The sequence below is a fragment of the Cellulomonas endophytica genome (genome assembly GCF_004123805.1).
Taxonomy (GTDB): Bacteria; Actinomycetota; Actinomycetes; order Actinomycetales; family Cellulomonadaceae; genus Cellulomonas; species Cellulomonas endophytica.
Map to the genome: position 1 here is coordinate 1 of NZ_RWJX01000082.1, position 15079 is coordinate 15079.

Annotated in this window: 16 protein-coding genes and 1 pseudogene; all 17 read left to right on the forward strand. The window is 74.7% G+C overall.

All coding sequences use genetic code 11. The features are described from left to right. The coding region (locus EJA20_RS16000) for a flagellar hook-length control protein FliK (RefSeq protein ID WP_164984024.1) at positions 1–529 on the forward strand (529 nt) is incomplete at its 5' end. Between the two features lie 60 nt (positions 530–589). Continuing rightward, positions 590–1039, forward strand: coding sequence for a flagellar hook assembly protein FlgD (locus EJA20_RS16005; RefSeq protein ID WP_129339544.1), 450 nt, complete (start codon positions 590–592; stop codon positions 1037–1039). A 130-nt stretch (positions 1040–1169) separates the two neighbouring features. After that, positions 1170–2381: a flagellar hook protein FlgE gene (locus EJA20_RS16010; RefSeq protein ID WP_129339545.1), complete on the forward strand. Its 1212-nt coding sequence runs from the start codon at positions 1170–1172 to the stop codon at positions 2379–2381. A 130-nt stretch (positions 2382–2511) separates the two neighbouring features. Next, positions 2512–3120 (forward strand): M15 family metallopeptidase, encoded by a 609-nt coding sequence (locus tag EJA20_RS16015; RefSeq protein ID WP_129339546.1) that lies wholly within the window; start codon positions 2512–2514, stop codon positions 3118–3120. Between the two features lie 468 nt (positions 3121–3588). Continuing rightward, positions 3589–3960, forward strand: coding sequence for a flagellar FlbD family protein (locus tag EJA20_RS16020; protein WP_129339547.1), 372 nt, complete (start codon positions 3589–3591; stop codon positions 3958–3960). After that, complete coding sequence (locus EJA20_RS16025) at positions 3960–4736, forward strand: motility protein A (RefSeq protein WP_129339548.1); 777 nt, start codon at positions 3960–3962, stop codon at positions 4734–4736. Before EJA20_RS16020 ends, EJA20_RS16025 begins: the two co-directional genes overlap by 1 nt. Further along, positions 4733–5680 (forward strand): OmpA/MotB family protein, encoded by a 948-nt coding sequence (locus EJA20_RS16030; protein ID WP_129339549.1) that lies wholly within the window; start codon positions 4733–4735, stop codon positions 5678–5680. The genes EJA20_RS16025 and EJA20_RS16030 overlap by 4 nt, the downstream gene beginning before the upstream one ends. Before the next feature lies 1 nt (position 5681). Then, a complete protein-coding gene (locus EJA20_RS16035) occupies positions 5682–6221 on the forward strand; it encodes a flagellar basal body-associated FliL family protein (RefSeq protein ID WP_129339550.1) in 540 nt (179 codons plus the stop codon). A gap of 202 nt (positions 6222–6423) precedes the next feature. After that, complete coding sequence (locus EJA20_RS16040) at positions 6424–7362, forward strand: flagellar motor switch protein FliM (RefSeq protein ID WP_240675573.1); 939 nt, start codon at positions 6424–6426, stop codon at positions 7360–7362. Then, positions 7362–8060, forward strand: a complete 699-nt coding sequence (gene fliN / locus EJA20_RS16045) for a flagellar motor switch protein FliN (protein ID WP_129339551.1) — start codon at positions 7362–7364, stop codon at positions 8058–8060. The genes EJA20_RS16040 and fliN overlap by 1 nt, the downstream gene beginning before the upstream one ends. Positions 8061–8065: 5 nt before the next feature. Further along, on the forward strand, positions 8066–8848 hold the full coding sequence (locus tag EJA20_RS16050; RefSeq protein WP_164984025.1) for a flagellar biosynthetic protein FliO: 783 nt from the start codon (positions 8066–8068) through the stop codon (positions 8846–8848). 107 nt (positions 8849–8955) lie between these two features. Continuing rightward, on the forward strand, positions 8956–9813 hold the full coding sequence (gene fliP, locus EJA20_RS16055; protein ID WP_420836442.1) for a flagellar type III secretion system pore protein FliP: 858 nt from the start codon (positions 8956–8958) through the stop codon (positions 9811–9813). Between the two features lies 1 nt (position 9814). After that, positions 9815–10087, forward strand: a complete 273-nt coding sequence (fliQ, locus tag EJA20_RS16060; protein WP_129339554.1) for a flagellar biosynthesis protein FliQ — start codon at positions 9815–9817, stop codon at positions 10085–10087. A gap of 2 nt (positions 10088–10089) precedes the next feature. Then, a complete protein-coding gene (locus EJA20_RS16065; RefSeq protein ID WP_240675575.1) occupies positions 10090–10857 on the forward strand; it encodes a flagellar biosynthetic protein FliR in 768 nt (255 codons plus the stop codon). Further along, entirely contained in the window at positions 10854–12101 is a 1248-nt protein-coding gene (locus EJA20_RS16070; RefSeq protein ID WP_129339555.1) for an EscU/YscU/HrcU family type III secretion system export apparatus switch protein, read from the forward strand. The genes EJA20_RS16065 and EJA20_RS16070 overlap by 4 nt, the downstream gene beginning before the upstream one ends. 7 nt (positions 12102–12108) lie before the next feature. After that, on the forward strand, positions 12109–14169 hold the full coding sequence (locus EJA20_RS16075; RefSeq protein WP_129339556.1) for a flagellar biosynthesis protein FlhA: 2061 nt from the start codon (positions 12109–12111) through the stop codon (positions 14167–14169). Further along, positions 14147–15079: pseudogene (locus EJA20_RS16080) on the forward strand (hypothetical protein); the annotation flags it as partial. The gene EJA20_RS16075 and the pseudogene EJA20_RS16080, both read left to right, overlap by 23 nt.

Consider the following 15079-nt stretch of genomic DNA (forward strand, 5'->3'; position numbering starts at 1 on the left):
GGCGACCACGGGCGCCGCCGCCCCCGCCGCGCCCGCCGCGGCACCGGCGGCCCCGGCCGCCACGACCGCCCCGCTGCCGCTCCCGGTGGCCGAGCAGCTCGGGGCGCGCCTCGTCGGGCTCGGCCAGCTGCCGCCCGGGCACCACGTGCTGACCGTGCCGCTGGACCCGCTGACGCTGGGCGAGGCGCGCGTCGTCGCGCACATCACGCCCGAGGGCGTGCGCATCGAGCTGTTCGGCGCGTCGGACGCGACGCGCGAGGCGCTGAAGCAGTCGCTGACCGACTTGCGGCGAGACCTGCAGGACGCGGGTCTGCCTGCCGATGTGGACCTCGGAGGGTCCGACGCGTCCGCGCGCCGGTCCTCCGACGAGGGGTCGCAGGACGCGACCTCGGGCGGCCGGAGCACCGGCGCCCCGGCCGAGGGAACGGCCACCCGCACGACGGGACGCCCCGACGGCGCCCCCGACGGCACCCCCGGGGTCCGCCCCGCCCGCCCCGGCGTGCCGGGGACGCTCGAGCTCGACCTCTGAGCCCGCAGCACCCGTGCCACCCGCGCACCGCACCGTTCCCGCCCGGCCCAGGAGGACCTCGTGACCGACATCTCGGTCTCCGCGCTCACCGCGCAGCGCACCGCCGCGACCCCCGCCTCGACGCCCGTCGCCGAGGACAAGACGCAGCTGGACAAGGAGGCGTTCCTCCGGCTGCTCGTCACGCAGCTGCAGAACCAGGACCCGAGCAGCCCCATGGACTCCTCGGCCCTCATGACGCAGACGACGCAGCTGAGCTCCATGGAGAGCCTCGAGGCGCTGAAGACCACGATGGCGGACCAGTACGCCCTCCAGATGCGCATGGCGGGGGCGTCCCTCGTCGGCCGCGAGGTGAGCTGGGAGGCCCCCGACGGGACGACCCGCACCGGCCTGGTGTCCTCCGTCGCCTACAGCGTCGGCAGCCCCGTGGTGAAGGTCGGCGACGAGACGCTGGGCCTCGACGAGGTCACCGCCATCACCGCCCCGTCGGCCGGTGCGACCCCGGCCGCCTGACCCTGCCGGCCGCCGCCCGCCGGCGCCCGCGCGTCGCAGACGCGCCCCGCAGACCCCTCGACACACCTCCCGGCGACGCCCGCGTCGCCCGGCCCGGCCACCGGGCCACCACCCGAAGGGACCCCTCCGCATGCTCCGCTCGCTCTTCTCCGGCATCTCCGGCCTGCGCGCCCACCAGACCATGCTCGACGTCACGGGCAACAACATCTCGAACGTCAACACGACGGGCTTCAAGTCCTCGCAGGCCAGCTTCCAGGACGCCCTGAGCCAGGTCGTGAAGAGCGGCTCGGCGGCGCAGGACGGCGTCGGCGGCACGAACCCGGCGCAGGCGGGCCTGGGCGTGAAGCTCTCCGGCATCTCCACGTCGTTCACGCAGGGCTCGGCGCAGCTCACCGGCAAGAGCACCGACATGATGATCCAGGGCGACGGGTTCTTCGTCGTGAGCAAGGGCGGCCAGGACTTCTACACCCGCGCCGGCAACTTCGACTTCGACGCCACGGGCCAGATGGTCCTGCCCGGCGACGGCGCCCTCGTGCAGGGCTGGGCCGCGGCCGCGGACGGCACCATCGACACGAACGGCCCCCTCACCACCATGAAGGTCCCCGCCGGGACGCTCATGCCGGCACGCGCGACGACGGCGGCCGACTTCGTCGGCAACCTGCCGAACGACGCCGCGGTCGGCACGGTCCTCGACCGCACGACGACCGTCTACAACGCCCAGGGCGACGCCCGCACGCTGGCCCTGAGGTTCACGCGCACGGCCGACGGCTGGGGCGTGGAGGGCAGCGACGGCACCGGTGCCACGGGCGCGAGCACCCTGACCTACACCGGCGGCGCGCTGAGCGCGGTCGACGGCGCCCCGGTCGACCCCGCGGCCCCCGTCGCGACCCTGACGGTCGGCGGCGTCGACGTGGACCTTTCGGCGCTCACCTCCTACGCCGGCGTCACGTCCGCACAGGTGCAGTCGCAGGACGGCTACGACGCCGGCCAGCTCGTGTCGTTCTCGCTCGGCACGGACGGCACCATCACGGGCTCCTTCAGCAACAACCTCAAGCAGACGATCGGCCGGATCGCCCTCGGCAACTTCACGAACCCCGGGGGCCTGGAGAAGGCGGGCGGCTCGCTCTACACGACGACCTCCAACTCCGGTGCGGCGCAGATCGGCACCTCCGGCACGGGCGGCCGCGGCACGCTCGCCGGCGGCGCGCTCGAGATGTCGAACGTGGACCTCTCGAGCGAGTTCACGAACCTCATCGTCGCCCAGCGCGGCTTCCAGGCGAACTCCCGCGTCATCACGACGTCCGACGAGATCCTGCAGGAGCTCGTCAACCTCAAGCGCTGACGCGCACGGCGGCGCGGTGCCGCGGGCGGGCGGCACCACGCCGCCCGCCCGGGCCCCGCCCGCGGGGACCAGCACGGCGGGCGACGCCGCAGACCAGCACGCAGCAGACCAGCACGCAGCAGGGGGGACGATGCTCGACGGCATCTCGGCGATCGCCGACCGCATGGCGCAGATCCAGCAGCTCGTGACGAGCCCGGCGGCGCCGACGAGCGCCACGGCCTCGACGTCGTCGGTCACGACGGGCCGTCCGTCGTCCGCGACGGCCTTCGCGACCGCGCTGGACGAGGCCACGTCCGGCGCCACGGCCGCGACCGCGTGGTCCTCCTCCGTGACCCGCCTGGGCGGCGGCCGGGTGCCGGCGGCGCTGGCGGCGTACGGGAACGGCAAGATCCCCGACTCCGCCCTCGAGCCCGTGGGCAGCTCGGGGCACCGGCTCTGGCAGCCGGCGGCCGAGGGGCTCGAGAACCTCCTCGCGGCCGCCCGCGCCGACGGCGTCAGCATCGGCATCACCGACTCCTACCGCTCCTACGCGGCCCAGGTCGACGTCGCGCAGCGCAAGGGCCTGTACTCCCAGGGCGGGCTGGCCGCGACGCCCGGCACGAGCGACCACGGCTGGGGGATGGCGGTCGACCTGGACCTCGACGCCTCGGCGCTGGCGTGGATGCGCGAGCACGGCGGGGAGCACGGCTTCGTCGCCGACACGCCGCGCGAGTCCTGGCACTGGTCCTTCCAGCCCTGATCCCCTCCTCGCCCCGCCATTCCTCCACCCTTCCTGGTACTGGCCCGCCCCCGGTCGCGGGTGGCAATCCTGCGGACGCCCCCTGCCCTTTCCTGGGCTGGGGGCGTCCCGCGTTTTCCCCGTGCTCCGAGCAGCGCCTCCGTCCACAGCAATGTCCACCGCTGTGGACGGTGACGGGTCGCCGGAATGCGTCCCGACGTTCTCCGGGGGCCCCGCCCGCTGCCGTCGGGAAAGCCCGTCGCGGGGTGGCGCGGTCCGCCGTGCCGCCCCCGTGACCCGGACATCCCACCGCAGGCCGGCGGCGGGGAAGCCGCCGGACGGGTGATGTCACCCGGAGGAGGGGCCGGCGCCTCCCCGATCGCTCAAGGTCGGGCACCGCGGGCCGATCGGACGAGCATCAGGGCCCACGGAGGGGCCCCGCGACCGGGCCACCGCCCGGGCCGCACCGCACCAGGGACGGGATGTGCCGTGATCGTCGTGACGCGCCTCAACGGAGGACAGTTCGGGGTGAACCCGGACCTCGTGCAGCGCATCGACAGTGCGCCCGACACCATCCTCACGCTCATCGACGGCACGAAGTACATCGTCGAGGAGTCCATGGCCGAGGTCGTCGACCGGGTCAACGAGCACCGCTCCCAGCTGCTGGCGCGGGCGCAGGAGATCGTCGAGACCCCCGCCCGGAGCCGTGCGCCCGGTGACGGCGACGGCCGCGACGCCCCCGAGGCCGGCCGCCGTGCCGACCCGACCACCCCCGGCGCCGACCCGCGCCGCACGTCCTCGTCCGACCCGCACGCCGAGCACCTCGCCCCGGCCGTGCCGCTGCGTCCCAGGAGCCGTTGATGGATCCCGCCGGCCTCATCGGTCTCGCCATCGGCATCGGCGCGATCTTCACCGCGATGATCCTCGAGGGCGGCAACCCGGCCTCGATCATGCTGGTGCCGCCGCTCATCCTCGTGTGGGGCGGCACCATCGGCGTCGGCTTCATCGGCAACACCCTCAAGGACGTCATCCGCGCCTTCCAGGCGCTGCCCAAGAGCGTGCTGGCGAAGACCCCCGACCCGTCCAAGACCGTCGACACGGTCGTCGACCTCGCCGAGCGCGCCCGTCGCGAGGGCCTGCTGGCCCTCGAGGAGGCCGCCCGCGGCATCGACGACCCCTTCCTGCGCAGCGGCCTGCAGTCGGCCATCGACGGCACGGACCCCGAGGACCTCCGCCAGCTCATGGAGGACCGGATCACGACGAAGAAGGCCGTCGACAAGCAGAACGCCAAGTTCTTCGCCGACCTCGGCGGCTACGCCCCGACCGTCGGCATCATCGGCACGGTCATCTCGCTGGTCCACGTGCTCGAGAACCTCGACGACCCGAGCTCGCTGGGCCACTCCATCGCCGGCGCGTTCGTCGCCACGTTCTGGGGCATCTTCTCGGCCAACATCCTCTGGCTGCCCATCGGCGCCCGCATCAAGCGGTTCGCCGAGCTCGAGTGGCACCAGATGGAGCTCGCGCTCGAGGGCCTCCTCGCGGTCCAGGCCGGCTCCAACCCGCGCATGGTGGGCGAGAAGCTGCGCAGCCTCCTGCCCGACGGCGGCGGGGCGGCGAAGGACAAGGCGGCGGCGTGAGCGGCGGCCACGGGGCTCCCGGCGGCCGCCGCAAGAAGCACGAGGAGCACGAGGAGCACGTCAACCACGAGCGCTGGCTCGTCTCCTACGCCGACTTCATGACCGTGCTCATGGCGCTGTTCATCGTGCTGTTCGCCATGAGCCAGGTCGACGCGCAGAAGTTCCAGCAGCTGCGCAAGTCCTTGGCGTCGGGGTTCAGCTCCGCCGACTCCGTGTCGGTCCTCGACGGCAGCCAGGGCGTGCTCGACGACAGCGCCTACCTCGACTCGCCGGCGCAGGACGCCCTCAACGCCGACCTCGTCACGGCGGACGCGATGAACGGCATGCAGGCGTCGAACCCCACGTACGTCCCGACGGACCAGGGGTCGCAGGGCGCCTCGGGGGCGAGCCTGGAGGGCGCCGACGCGGCGGACGTCGCGGCGGCGCAGGCCGAGGCCTCGCACCTGGAGGAGGTGAAGGCGGCCATCTCCGGCGCCCTGAGCCAGAGCGGCCTGCAGGACAAGGTGCGGTTCACCATCACGGACCGCGGCCTCGTCATGGGGCTCGTGGCCGACGACGTCTTCTTCGCGGCGGCGAGCGCCGACCTCACCGCCGCCGCCATGACCGTCCTCGACTCCTCCGCCCCCGTCCTGCGCGGGCTGTCGGAGCAGATCTCGGTCGAGGGCCACGCCAACACGCTGCCGGTCTCGGGGCGCTACGCCACGAACTGGGAGCTGTCGACGGACCGGGCGACGCAGGTGCTGCGGCGCTTCGTCGAGCACGACGCGGTCCCCGGCGGCCGCATCCAGGCGGTCGGCTTCGGCGACACGCGACCGCTCGTCGCCGGCGACACCCCCGAGGCCCTCGAGGCCAACCGACGGGTCGACATCGTCGTCCTGTCCAGCGCCCCCGACCAGGTGCGCGCCCTCGTCCCCACCATCGCGAACGCATCGAACGGACACTGACATGCCCACGGAGCAGCGCACCACCTCGACCGGAAAGATCGGCGGCAAGATCGGCGGCGGCGGCAAGGCGCCCGTCGAGGAGGTCGTCGAGGAGGCCCCGAAGAAGAAGGGCAGGAAGAAGCTCCTGCTGATCCTCGTCGCGGTCGTCGTGCTCGTGCTCGGCGCCGGCGCGTACGTCTTCCTCCTCGCCCCCGGCGGCGAGGAGGAGGGTGCCGAGGGCGGCGAGCACGCCGCCGAGGAGGTCGTCCAGGAGCCGGGCGACGTCCTGACGGTCGACGCCGTCAGCATCAACCTCGCCGAGGGGCACTACCTGCGCCTGGGCCTGGGCCTGCAGTTCGTCCTCGGTGCCGGCGCGCACGGCGAGCCGGACCCCTCCAAGGCCCTCGACAAGGCGATCGCCCTCTACTCGGGCCGTCCCATGGCGGAGGTGAACGACCCGACGCACCGCGAGGAGCTGAAGGCCGAGCTCCTGCACCAGCTCGAGGAGGCGTACCACCACGAGGTGATGGACGTGTACCTCACGACGTACGTCACCCAGTGACCCGTCCCGCCTGACGTCGGCCGCCCGCCCGCCCGGTCCCCACCGGGCCGGCGGGCGCGCCGCCCCGGTCCACCCCCACCCCCACCCCGCCCCGACACCGTCGGCCGCGCGGGACGGGGGGACACGACCGGGCGCGACACGTCCGGGAAGTTCCGTCACCCGTTCGCTACAGGTCCGCCGGGCACCGGCCGATAGACGCCCTGTGACGGTCCAGAGCACCACCCGCCCCGCCTCGGCGAGCCGGCGCGCCCGCACCGGCGTGCCCGAGCCCTACGACTTCCGGCGGCCGATGACGATGGCGCGCGAGCACGCGCGCCTGCTGGAGATGGCCCTCGAGCGCTTCGCGCGGCAGTGGGGCACCCAGTTCACGGCGCGGCTGCGCCAGACCTGCCAGGTCACCCTCGAGGACCTGTCGCTGCGCGTCTACGACGAGTACGCCAACTCCCTGCCCTCGCACACGGGCGTCGTCCTGTGCACCGTGGAGCAGACGCGCCAGACCAGCCTCCTGCAGATCCCCATGGACGCCACGATGGTCTGGGTCGACTACCTGCTCGGCGGCGCCGGCATGGGCGACGACCGCCCCGCCCGCGAGCTGACGGAGATCGAGCTCGTCCTCGTCAAGGACGTCCTGCAGCACTGCCTGGACGACCTGGGCTACGCCTTCGCGGCCGTCACCCCGCTCGACATGTCGATCCGCGGCGTGCAGTACAACCCGCAGTTCGTGCAGGCCGTCGGGGCCGCCGAGAACGTCCTCGTCGCGACGTTCTCCATCCGGCTCGGCGAGCGCACGGACACCGCCACCTTCATGATCCCCGCCGAGCCCCTGCTCGGGATCATCCGGGCCTCCAGCGAGGAGGACACCCGCACGGACGACGAGCTCGCCGCCGCCGACGCCGCGGTCCTCCAGCTCCAGCAGATGATCCAGGACGCGCCCCTCGAGGTCTCCGTCCGGTTCTCGCCCGTGCCCGTGCAGCCCCGCGAGGTCGTCGGCCTCGCCGTCGGGGACGTCCTCCCCATCCGCCACCCCGTCTCGCGACCGCTGGACGTGGTCGTCGACGGGGTCGTCCTCGCCCGGGCCGCCGCCGGCTCCCAGGGCGCCCGTCTCGCCTGCCAGATCGTCACCGTCGAGGAGAACCACTGATGTCCAGCACCACGACCTCCCTGGCGCAGACCGCGGCCGTCGCCGCGGCCGCCCTGGTCCCCTCGACCGTCCCGCTCGGCGTCGCGCCCGCCGCCGGCCAGGGCCCCCAGCCCGACGAGGTGGCCGTCGTCGCCTCGTTCGTCGGCTCCCCGAGCGCCGAGCTCGTGCTCGTCGCCCAGGGCGCGGTGCTCGAGGCCCTCGGCGCCGGCGCGGCCGGCGGCACGGCGCTCGAGCTCGTCGACGCGCTGCGCCCCGCCCTCGAGGCGGCGTCCCGCACGCTCGGCGCCGGCGTCCTCGAGGGCGCCCGCACCGAGACGGTGGCGGCCTGCGTCGCCGAGGACACGGAGCTCGTCGCCCTCACCCGCGACGGCATCGCGGTGGCCTGGTTCGGCCTGCGCCAGCGCGGCCCGCGCGTCACGACGCCCACCGCCGGCGCCGTCCCGACGCAGCGCGCCTCCATGCGCGTCCTCTACGACGTCGAGATGACCCTCACGGCCGAGATCGGCCGCACCCGGATGCCCATGCGCCAGGTCCTCGAGCTCGCGCCCGGCGCGGTCCTCGAGCTCGACCGCACGGCCGGCAGCCCCGCCGACGTCATGGTCAACGGGCGCCTCATCGCCCGCGGCGAGGTCGTCGTCGTCGACGAGGACTACGGCATCCGCATCACCGAGATCGTCGCCACGCCCGAGAACGCCTGATCGCCGTGGACGCCACCGCCCTCACCCTCGCCCTCCGCGTCGTCCTGTCCCTGGCCGTCGTCGTCGGCCTCGTCTGGGTCCTCGGCCGCAAGGCCGGCGGCTCCCGCCTGCGCCGCCTCGCCACGGGCGCCGACGTGCGCGTCGTCGGCAAGCAGTCCCTCGGCAAGAACGCCGGCGTCGCCGTCGTGGCCGTCGGCGAGCGCCGCCTGCTCCTCGGCTACGGCGAGCAGCAGGTCTCGATGATCACCGAGCTCGACGCGGTGCCCGACGAGGAGCTCGTCCTGGCGACCCAGGCCTTCCGCGCCCCGCGCGCCCTGCGCCCCGGGACGCGCCGCGCCGCGCTGCCGTCGGGCCCCGCCTCCGTCCCGGCCGCCGACGCGGAGCCGCCCGCCGGCGACGCGCTCGACGCCGCCGACGCCGTCGACGTGGCCGACGCCCCCCGCGCGGTCGACGCCGGCTGGTCCGGCGCCGCCTGGTCGGCCCTCACCGCGCTCGACGAGGACGCCCCGGCCGCGGTCGCGGTCCCCGGGCAGCGCACCCGCACCGCCGTCCCCGCGACCGCCGTCCCGGCGACCGCCGGCCGGGTCGCCGTGGCCGCCCCGGCGCGCACCGCCCGTCCCGTCGCGGCCGCCGACCTCGCCGGCGCCACCGTGGGCGAGCTGCCCGAGCTCCTGCACCTCGAGCTCTCCGACGTCCGTCCCACCGGCCCGCTCGCGGGCTCCGTGCTCTCGCCGAGCACGTGGCGCCGCGCCGTCCGCGCCGTGCAGGACCGGACGGTCCGCCGGTGACCGCGGCGTCCGTCGGGACGTCGCCGCTGCCGTCCGCGCGCCGGGCGGTGCGGGGCGCCCTCGCCGCCGTTCTCGTCGCCGCGGGTCTCCTCCTCGCCGCCGCCGCCCTGGCGCCCGCCGCCCACGCCGCCTCCCCGGCCGTCTCCGCGGCCGTCTCCCCGGCCGTCCGAGGGGCGGTCGCGACGACCTCCGTCGCCGCGCTGCCGGCCGCGCACGTCCCCGCCACGGCCCCGACGCCGCCGGCCGACCCCGCCGCCCCCGCGGCGCCCGGCCCGGCCGGCGCCCTGGGCGACTCGGTCACGGTGGGCGTCAACGGCGTCAACGGCACCCCGAGCAGCTCCATCGTCGTGCTGCTGGGCATCACGCTGCTCTCGGTGGCGCCGGCCCTGCTGCTCATGACGACGAGCTTCACCAAGATCTTCGTCGTCCTGGCGCTCACCCGGAACGCCCTCGGCCTCCAGGGCGTGCCGCCGAACCAGGTGATGGCCGGCCTCGCGCTCTTCCTGTCGCTGTTCGTCATGTCCCCGGTCATCGGCGACGTCAACACGCTCGGCGTGCAGCCCTACCTCGACGGGCAGCTGACCTTCGCGGCCGCGGTCGACGCCGGCCGCGCCCCCCTGCAGTCGTTCATGCTCGAGCACACCCGGGAGGCCGACATCGCGCTCATGACGCGGGCCGCCGACCTGGAGAACCCGCAGGACGCGGCGTCGGTGCCGTTCACCACGCTCGTGCCGGCCTTCATGCTCTCCGAGCTGCGCGCCGCGTTCATCATGGGGTTCGTCGTCTTCATCCCCTTCCTCGTCATCGATCTCGTCGTCTCCTCCTCCCTCATGGCGATGGGCATGATGATGCTGCCGCCCGTCACGGTGTCGCTGCCCTTCAAGCTGCTGCTGTTCGTGCTCGTCGACGGCTGGGGCCTCATCGTCACCTCGCTCATCGGCTCCTACACCGGGGCGGGGGGCTGACGTGGACACCGCTGCCGTCCTGCACCTCGGGGGCCAGGCCCTCTTCCTCACCGCCAAGCTCTGCGCGCCCGTGCTCATCACGTCGCTCGTCGTGGGCTTCACGGTCTCGCTGCTGCAGTCCGTCACCCAGATCCAGGAGGTGACGCTGAGCTTCGTGCCGAAGGCGCTCGCCGCGGCGCTCGCGCTCGTGGTCTGCGGCCACTGGATGATCTCGGAGCTCGTGTCCTTCACGCACGACCTCTTCGCCTCCGTCCCCACGCTGGTCGGGGGCTAGGCGTGGGGCCGGTCGACGTCACCGTCGCCACCGACGTGCTGGTCACGACGATGCTCGCCGGCGTCCGCGTCGTGGCGTTCCTGCTCGTCGCGCCGCCGTTCGCGCAGAAGGGCGTCCCCGGCACCGTGAAGGTCGCGATCGCCATGGGCATCGCCCTCGCCGTGAGCCCGCGCCTCGAGCGCTTCGGCGACGGGTCGACCGGGGCCTTCGTCACCGCCCTCGTCCTCCAGGCCGTCACGGGCGCCGCCCTCGGGTTCGCCGTCAGCCTGGCGTTCTCCGCGGTGCAGGCCGCCGGCGCGCTGCTCGACCTCGTCGGCGGGTTCCAGATGGCCGCCGCGTACGACCCGCTCTCCGCGACGATGGCCGGCCCGCTCCAGCGCTTCTACACCCTCACCGCCATGACGCTGCTCTTCGTCAGCGACGGCTACCAGGTCGTGCTGTCCGGGCTCGTGCGCTCCTTCGACGCCGTGCCCCTGGATGCCACGCTCGACCTCGACCGGCTCGCCGCCGGCCTCACCGCCGGCCTGTCGCAGATGGTCGTCGCCGCGCTCCAGGTCGCCGGGCCCCTCGTCGTCGTGCTCTTCCTCGCCGACGTCGGCCTGGGCCTGCTCACGCGCGTCGCCCCCGCCCTCAACGCCTTCGCGATGGGCTTCCCCCTGAAGATCCTGCTGACCCTCGTCATGGGCTCGCTCGCCTACGTCGCCCTGCCGGGCGTCGTCGAGACCCTCACGGGTCAGGGCGTCGACCTGCTCACGGGGGTCACGCCGTGAGCGGGGGCGGTGACAAGACCGAGAAGGCCACCCCGAAGCGGATGCGCGAGCTCCGCAAGAAGGGGTCCATCGGCCGCTCGGCGGACGTCTCCACGTGGGTGACGCTCGGGGCCGGCGCCCTCATGGTGCCCACCGTCCTCCAGCGCGGCCGCGACGCCGCCGAGGACCAGCTCGCCGCCGTCGCCCGCGTCGGCGCGCAGCCGGACCCCGAGGTCGCGCTGCACCTCCTCGGCGAGGGGCTGCGCTCCATCACGACGACCGTCGCGCCCATGCTCGCCGTCGTGGCGGTCGTCGCGCTCGTCGTCGGGATCGTCCAGGGCGGGTACCGCTTCACGCCGCTGCGCCTGCACCTCGACCACCTCAAGCCCAAGTCCGCCGTCCAGCGGCTCGTCGGGCCGCAGGCGCTCTGGCAGGGGCTGAAGACGCTGCTGAAGACGGCGGTCATCGGGCTCGTCCTCTACGCCGCCGTGCGTGGCCTGGCCCCCGTCCTCGTCGCCTCCGGCGTCATGCCGGTCTCCGAGGTCGTCCGGATCGCCGGCGAGGGCACCGCGACCATCCTGCGCACCGGCGTGGCCGCCGGCCTGCTCCTCGCGGCGCTCGACGTCGCCGTGGTCATCCGCCGCAACCGCAAGCAGACGCGGATGTCGAAGCAGGAGATCAAGGAGGAGAGCAAGAGCTCCGAGGGCGACCCGCTGGTCAAGGGCCAGATCCGGGCCCGGCAGCAGGCCATGAGCCGCAACCGCATGATGTCGGCGGTCGCGGAGGCCGACGTCGTGCTCGTCAACCCCACCCACGTCGCCGTGGCGCTGCGCTACGAGCCCGGCAAGGGCGCGCCGCGTGTCGTCGCCAAGGGCTCGGGGGCGCTCGCGACCCGGATCCGCGCCCGTGCCACGGAGCACCGCGTCCCGATGGTCGAGGACGTCCCGCTGGCGCGCGCCCTGCACGCCGTGTGCGCCGTGGACCAGGAGGTGCCCGAGCACCTGTTCACCGCCGTCGCCCGCGTGCTCGCCTTCGTCATGAACCTGCGCCGCCGCGGCGCGGCCGCCGGCCGGCACACGGTGCCCGGCGGGTCGGTCGTCGAGCTGCGCACGCCGGCCGAGGCCCGCGCCGAGGCCCGTGCGGCCCGTCGTCCCGCACGGCTCAAGGCCGGGGCGGCCGCCGCCGATGACCGGGTGACGGGTTCGGCCGAACGGGTGACCGCGGCCGTCTCCACCTCGGGCTCGACCGCCGCCAGGGAGCACTGACGCACACGTGAAGAACCGCAACCTCGCCCAGATGGCCGTGCCGGCCGGAGTCGTCGGCATCGTGCTGCTGCTCGTCGTGCCGCTGCCCGCGCCGCTGCTCGACCTGCTCATCGCGACGAACATCGCCGCCTCGATGGTCATCCTCCTGACCAGCATGTACATCAAGCGGCCGCTGGACTTCTCGATCTTCCCCTCGCTCATCCTCGTCTTCACGCTGTTCCGGCTCGGCCTCAACGTGGCCAGCACCCGGCTCGTGCTGCGCGACGGGCACGCGGGGGAGGTCATCGACGCGTTCGGCCACTTCGTCGTGGGCGGCTCGCTCGTCATCGGCCTGGTGATCTTCCTCATCCTCGTCGTCATCCAGTTCACGGTCATCACGAACGGCGCCGGCCGCGTCGCGGAGGTCGGGGCGCGCTTCACCCTCGACGCGATGCCCGGCAAGCAGATGGCGATCGACGCCGACCTCAACTCCGGGCTCATCGACGAGGACACGGCGCGCAGGCGGCGCGCCGACGTCGCCGCCGAGGCCGACTTCTACGGCGCCATGGACGGTGGCTCGAAGTTCGTCAAGGGCGACGCCATCGCGGGCATCGTCATCACCGTCATCAACCTCGTCGGCGGCTTCGTCATCGGCATCGTGCAGATGGGCCTCACCGCGGCCGAGGCGGTCGAGAAGTTCTCGATCCTCACCATCGGCGACGGGCTCGTCACCCAGATCCCCGCCCTGCTGCTCTCGGTCTCCACCGGCATCGTCGTCACGCGCTCCTCCACCGAGGGCGACATGGGGACGGTCGCCTCCAAGCAGCTCATGCAGTCGCGCCAGGCGCTCCTCATCGCCGGTGCCGCGGCCGTCGCCCTCGCGGTCCTGCCCGGCATGCCGAAGGTGCCGTTCCTGCTCGTCGGCGTGGGCCTCGTCGTCGCCGCGCAGCGCGTGAAGGCGACGGAGGACCGCGAGGCGCAGGTCCTCGCCACGCAGTCCGTCGTCGCCGACGTCGCCGCGCCCTCGCCCGACACCCCCGAGCAGCTCATCGAGCAGATGCGCGTGCACACCCTCGAGGTGCTGCTCGCCCCCGACCTCGTCGACCTCGTCGGCAACGGGCCGGAGCAGGACCTGCTGGGGCGGGTGCGCGGACTGCGCCGCAAGGTCGCCCTCGAGCTCGGCATCGTCGTGCCGCCCGTGCGGACCCGCGACAGCGTCGACCTGCCGCGGTCCACCTACGTGGTGAAGATCGCCGGCGTCGAGGTGGGCCGCGGCCAGGCGCCCGCGGGCCAGGTCCTCGCGCTGGGCGACGACCTCGCGTCCCTGCCCGGCGTCGCCGTCACGGAGCCGGTCTTCGGCCTGCCCGGCAAGTGGGTGCCGGCCGAGATGCGGCACGCCGCCGAGCTGTCGGGCGCGACCGTCGTCGACCGCGTGTCCGTCCTCATCACGCACCTCGGCTCGCTCATCACGCAGAACGCCGCGCGCCTGCTCGGCCGCGAGGACGTGCGGATGCTCACGGACGCCCTCAAGCGCGTGAACCCCTCCGTCGTCGAGGAGCTCGTGCCCGGCGTGCTGACCCTCGGCGAGGTGCAGCGCGTCCTCCAGGGCCTGCTCGCCGAGGCCGTGCCGATCCGCGACCTCGCCCGCATCTACGAGGCCCTCTCGCTCAAGGCGCGCACCGGCACCGACGCGGAGGGGCTCGTCGAGGCCGCCCGCGGCGCGCTCGGGCCCGCGCTGGCCGCCGCCCACGCCCAGGACGGCGTGCTGCGGGTGCTCACCCTGGAGCCCATGCTCGAGCAGCACCTGCTCGAGTCGCTGCGTCCCGGCGAGGGCGGCACGCAGCTGCTGCTCGAGCCGCAGCGCATGGACGCGGTGCTCACGCAGCTGCGCCACGTCGTCGCCACCGCCGAGGCCGAGGGACGCTCCGTCGTCCTCGTGTGCGCCCCGGCCATCCGTCCCGCCCTCCACCGTCTCGTCCAGCTGGGCCCGAGCCGCCTGCCTGTGCTCTCCTACTCGGAGGTCACGGGTGCGGGCCTGGACATCGAGACGATCGGGGTTGTGAGCGGTGGCCACGCGATTGCTGCTTGAGGGCTCGGACGTCGCCGAGCTCATCGCGCAGGTCCGGGCGGAGTACGGCCCGGACGTGCGGATCGTGCGCGCCGAGCGGGTGCGCACCGGCGGCATCGCGGGGTTCTTCGCCAAGGAGACCTTCGAGCTCACGGTCGACGTGCCGGACGGACCCGCCGGGGGAGACGCCGGCGGGTCCTCCGCGTCCCCGGAGCCCTCCGGCTCCGCCGGGTCCGCGTCGGGGTCCGCGTCGGGGTCCGGGTCCGGCGCGGGCCGGCCCGGGTCCCGCCCGGCGCCCGGCGCCCCGGGCGGGGGAGGCGCCGGCGCGTCGCGACCGGCACGCCCGGCCCCCGGCGTCCCCGTCGGCTCGGCCGACGCGCCCGCCTCCCTCGAGGAGATGCTCCGCGCCGCCGACCGCGCGGACGGCGACCCGGACGGCGACCCCGCCGGCGGCGGCGGCGCGGCGCGGGTGCGGGAGGGCGCGCGACCGGCCCCCGGCGCGGGGAGCCCGCCCGACGAGGAGGCGCCGACCGACGTCCGCGGCTTCGAGTCCGTCCTCGCCCGGGTCCGCCACGTCGCCGACGAGGTCGCGCAGGGCACGGAGCGCCCGACCCGTCGCACCCCGGCCGACGAGGGGCCCGCGGGCCCGGGCGGCCGGCCCATCGTCGACCCCGTCGACCTCGGCCACGCCGACGAGCGCCGCACCCCCGCCCGTGCCTTCGACACGGGGCCCGAGCCGACCCGGACCGTCGCCACGCCGGCCCGGACCGCCGCCACGCCGGCCCGCCCGGACGGCCGGCCCGGTGCCGGTGACGCCGGCACGACCGCCGACGGCCCGACCTCCCTCGGGGACGTGCCGGCGCCCGGCACGCCCGCGCCCGCCCCGCGGCCCGCGGCGGGCGGGCACTCGTCGGCGTCCGCGTCCCCAGAT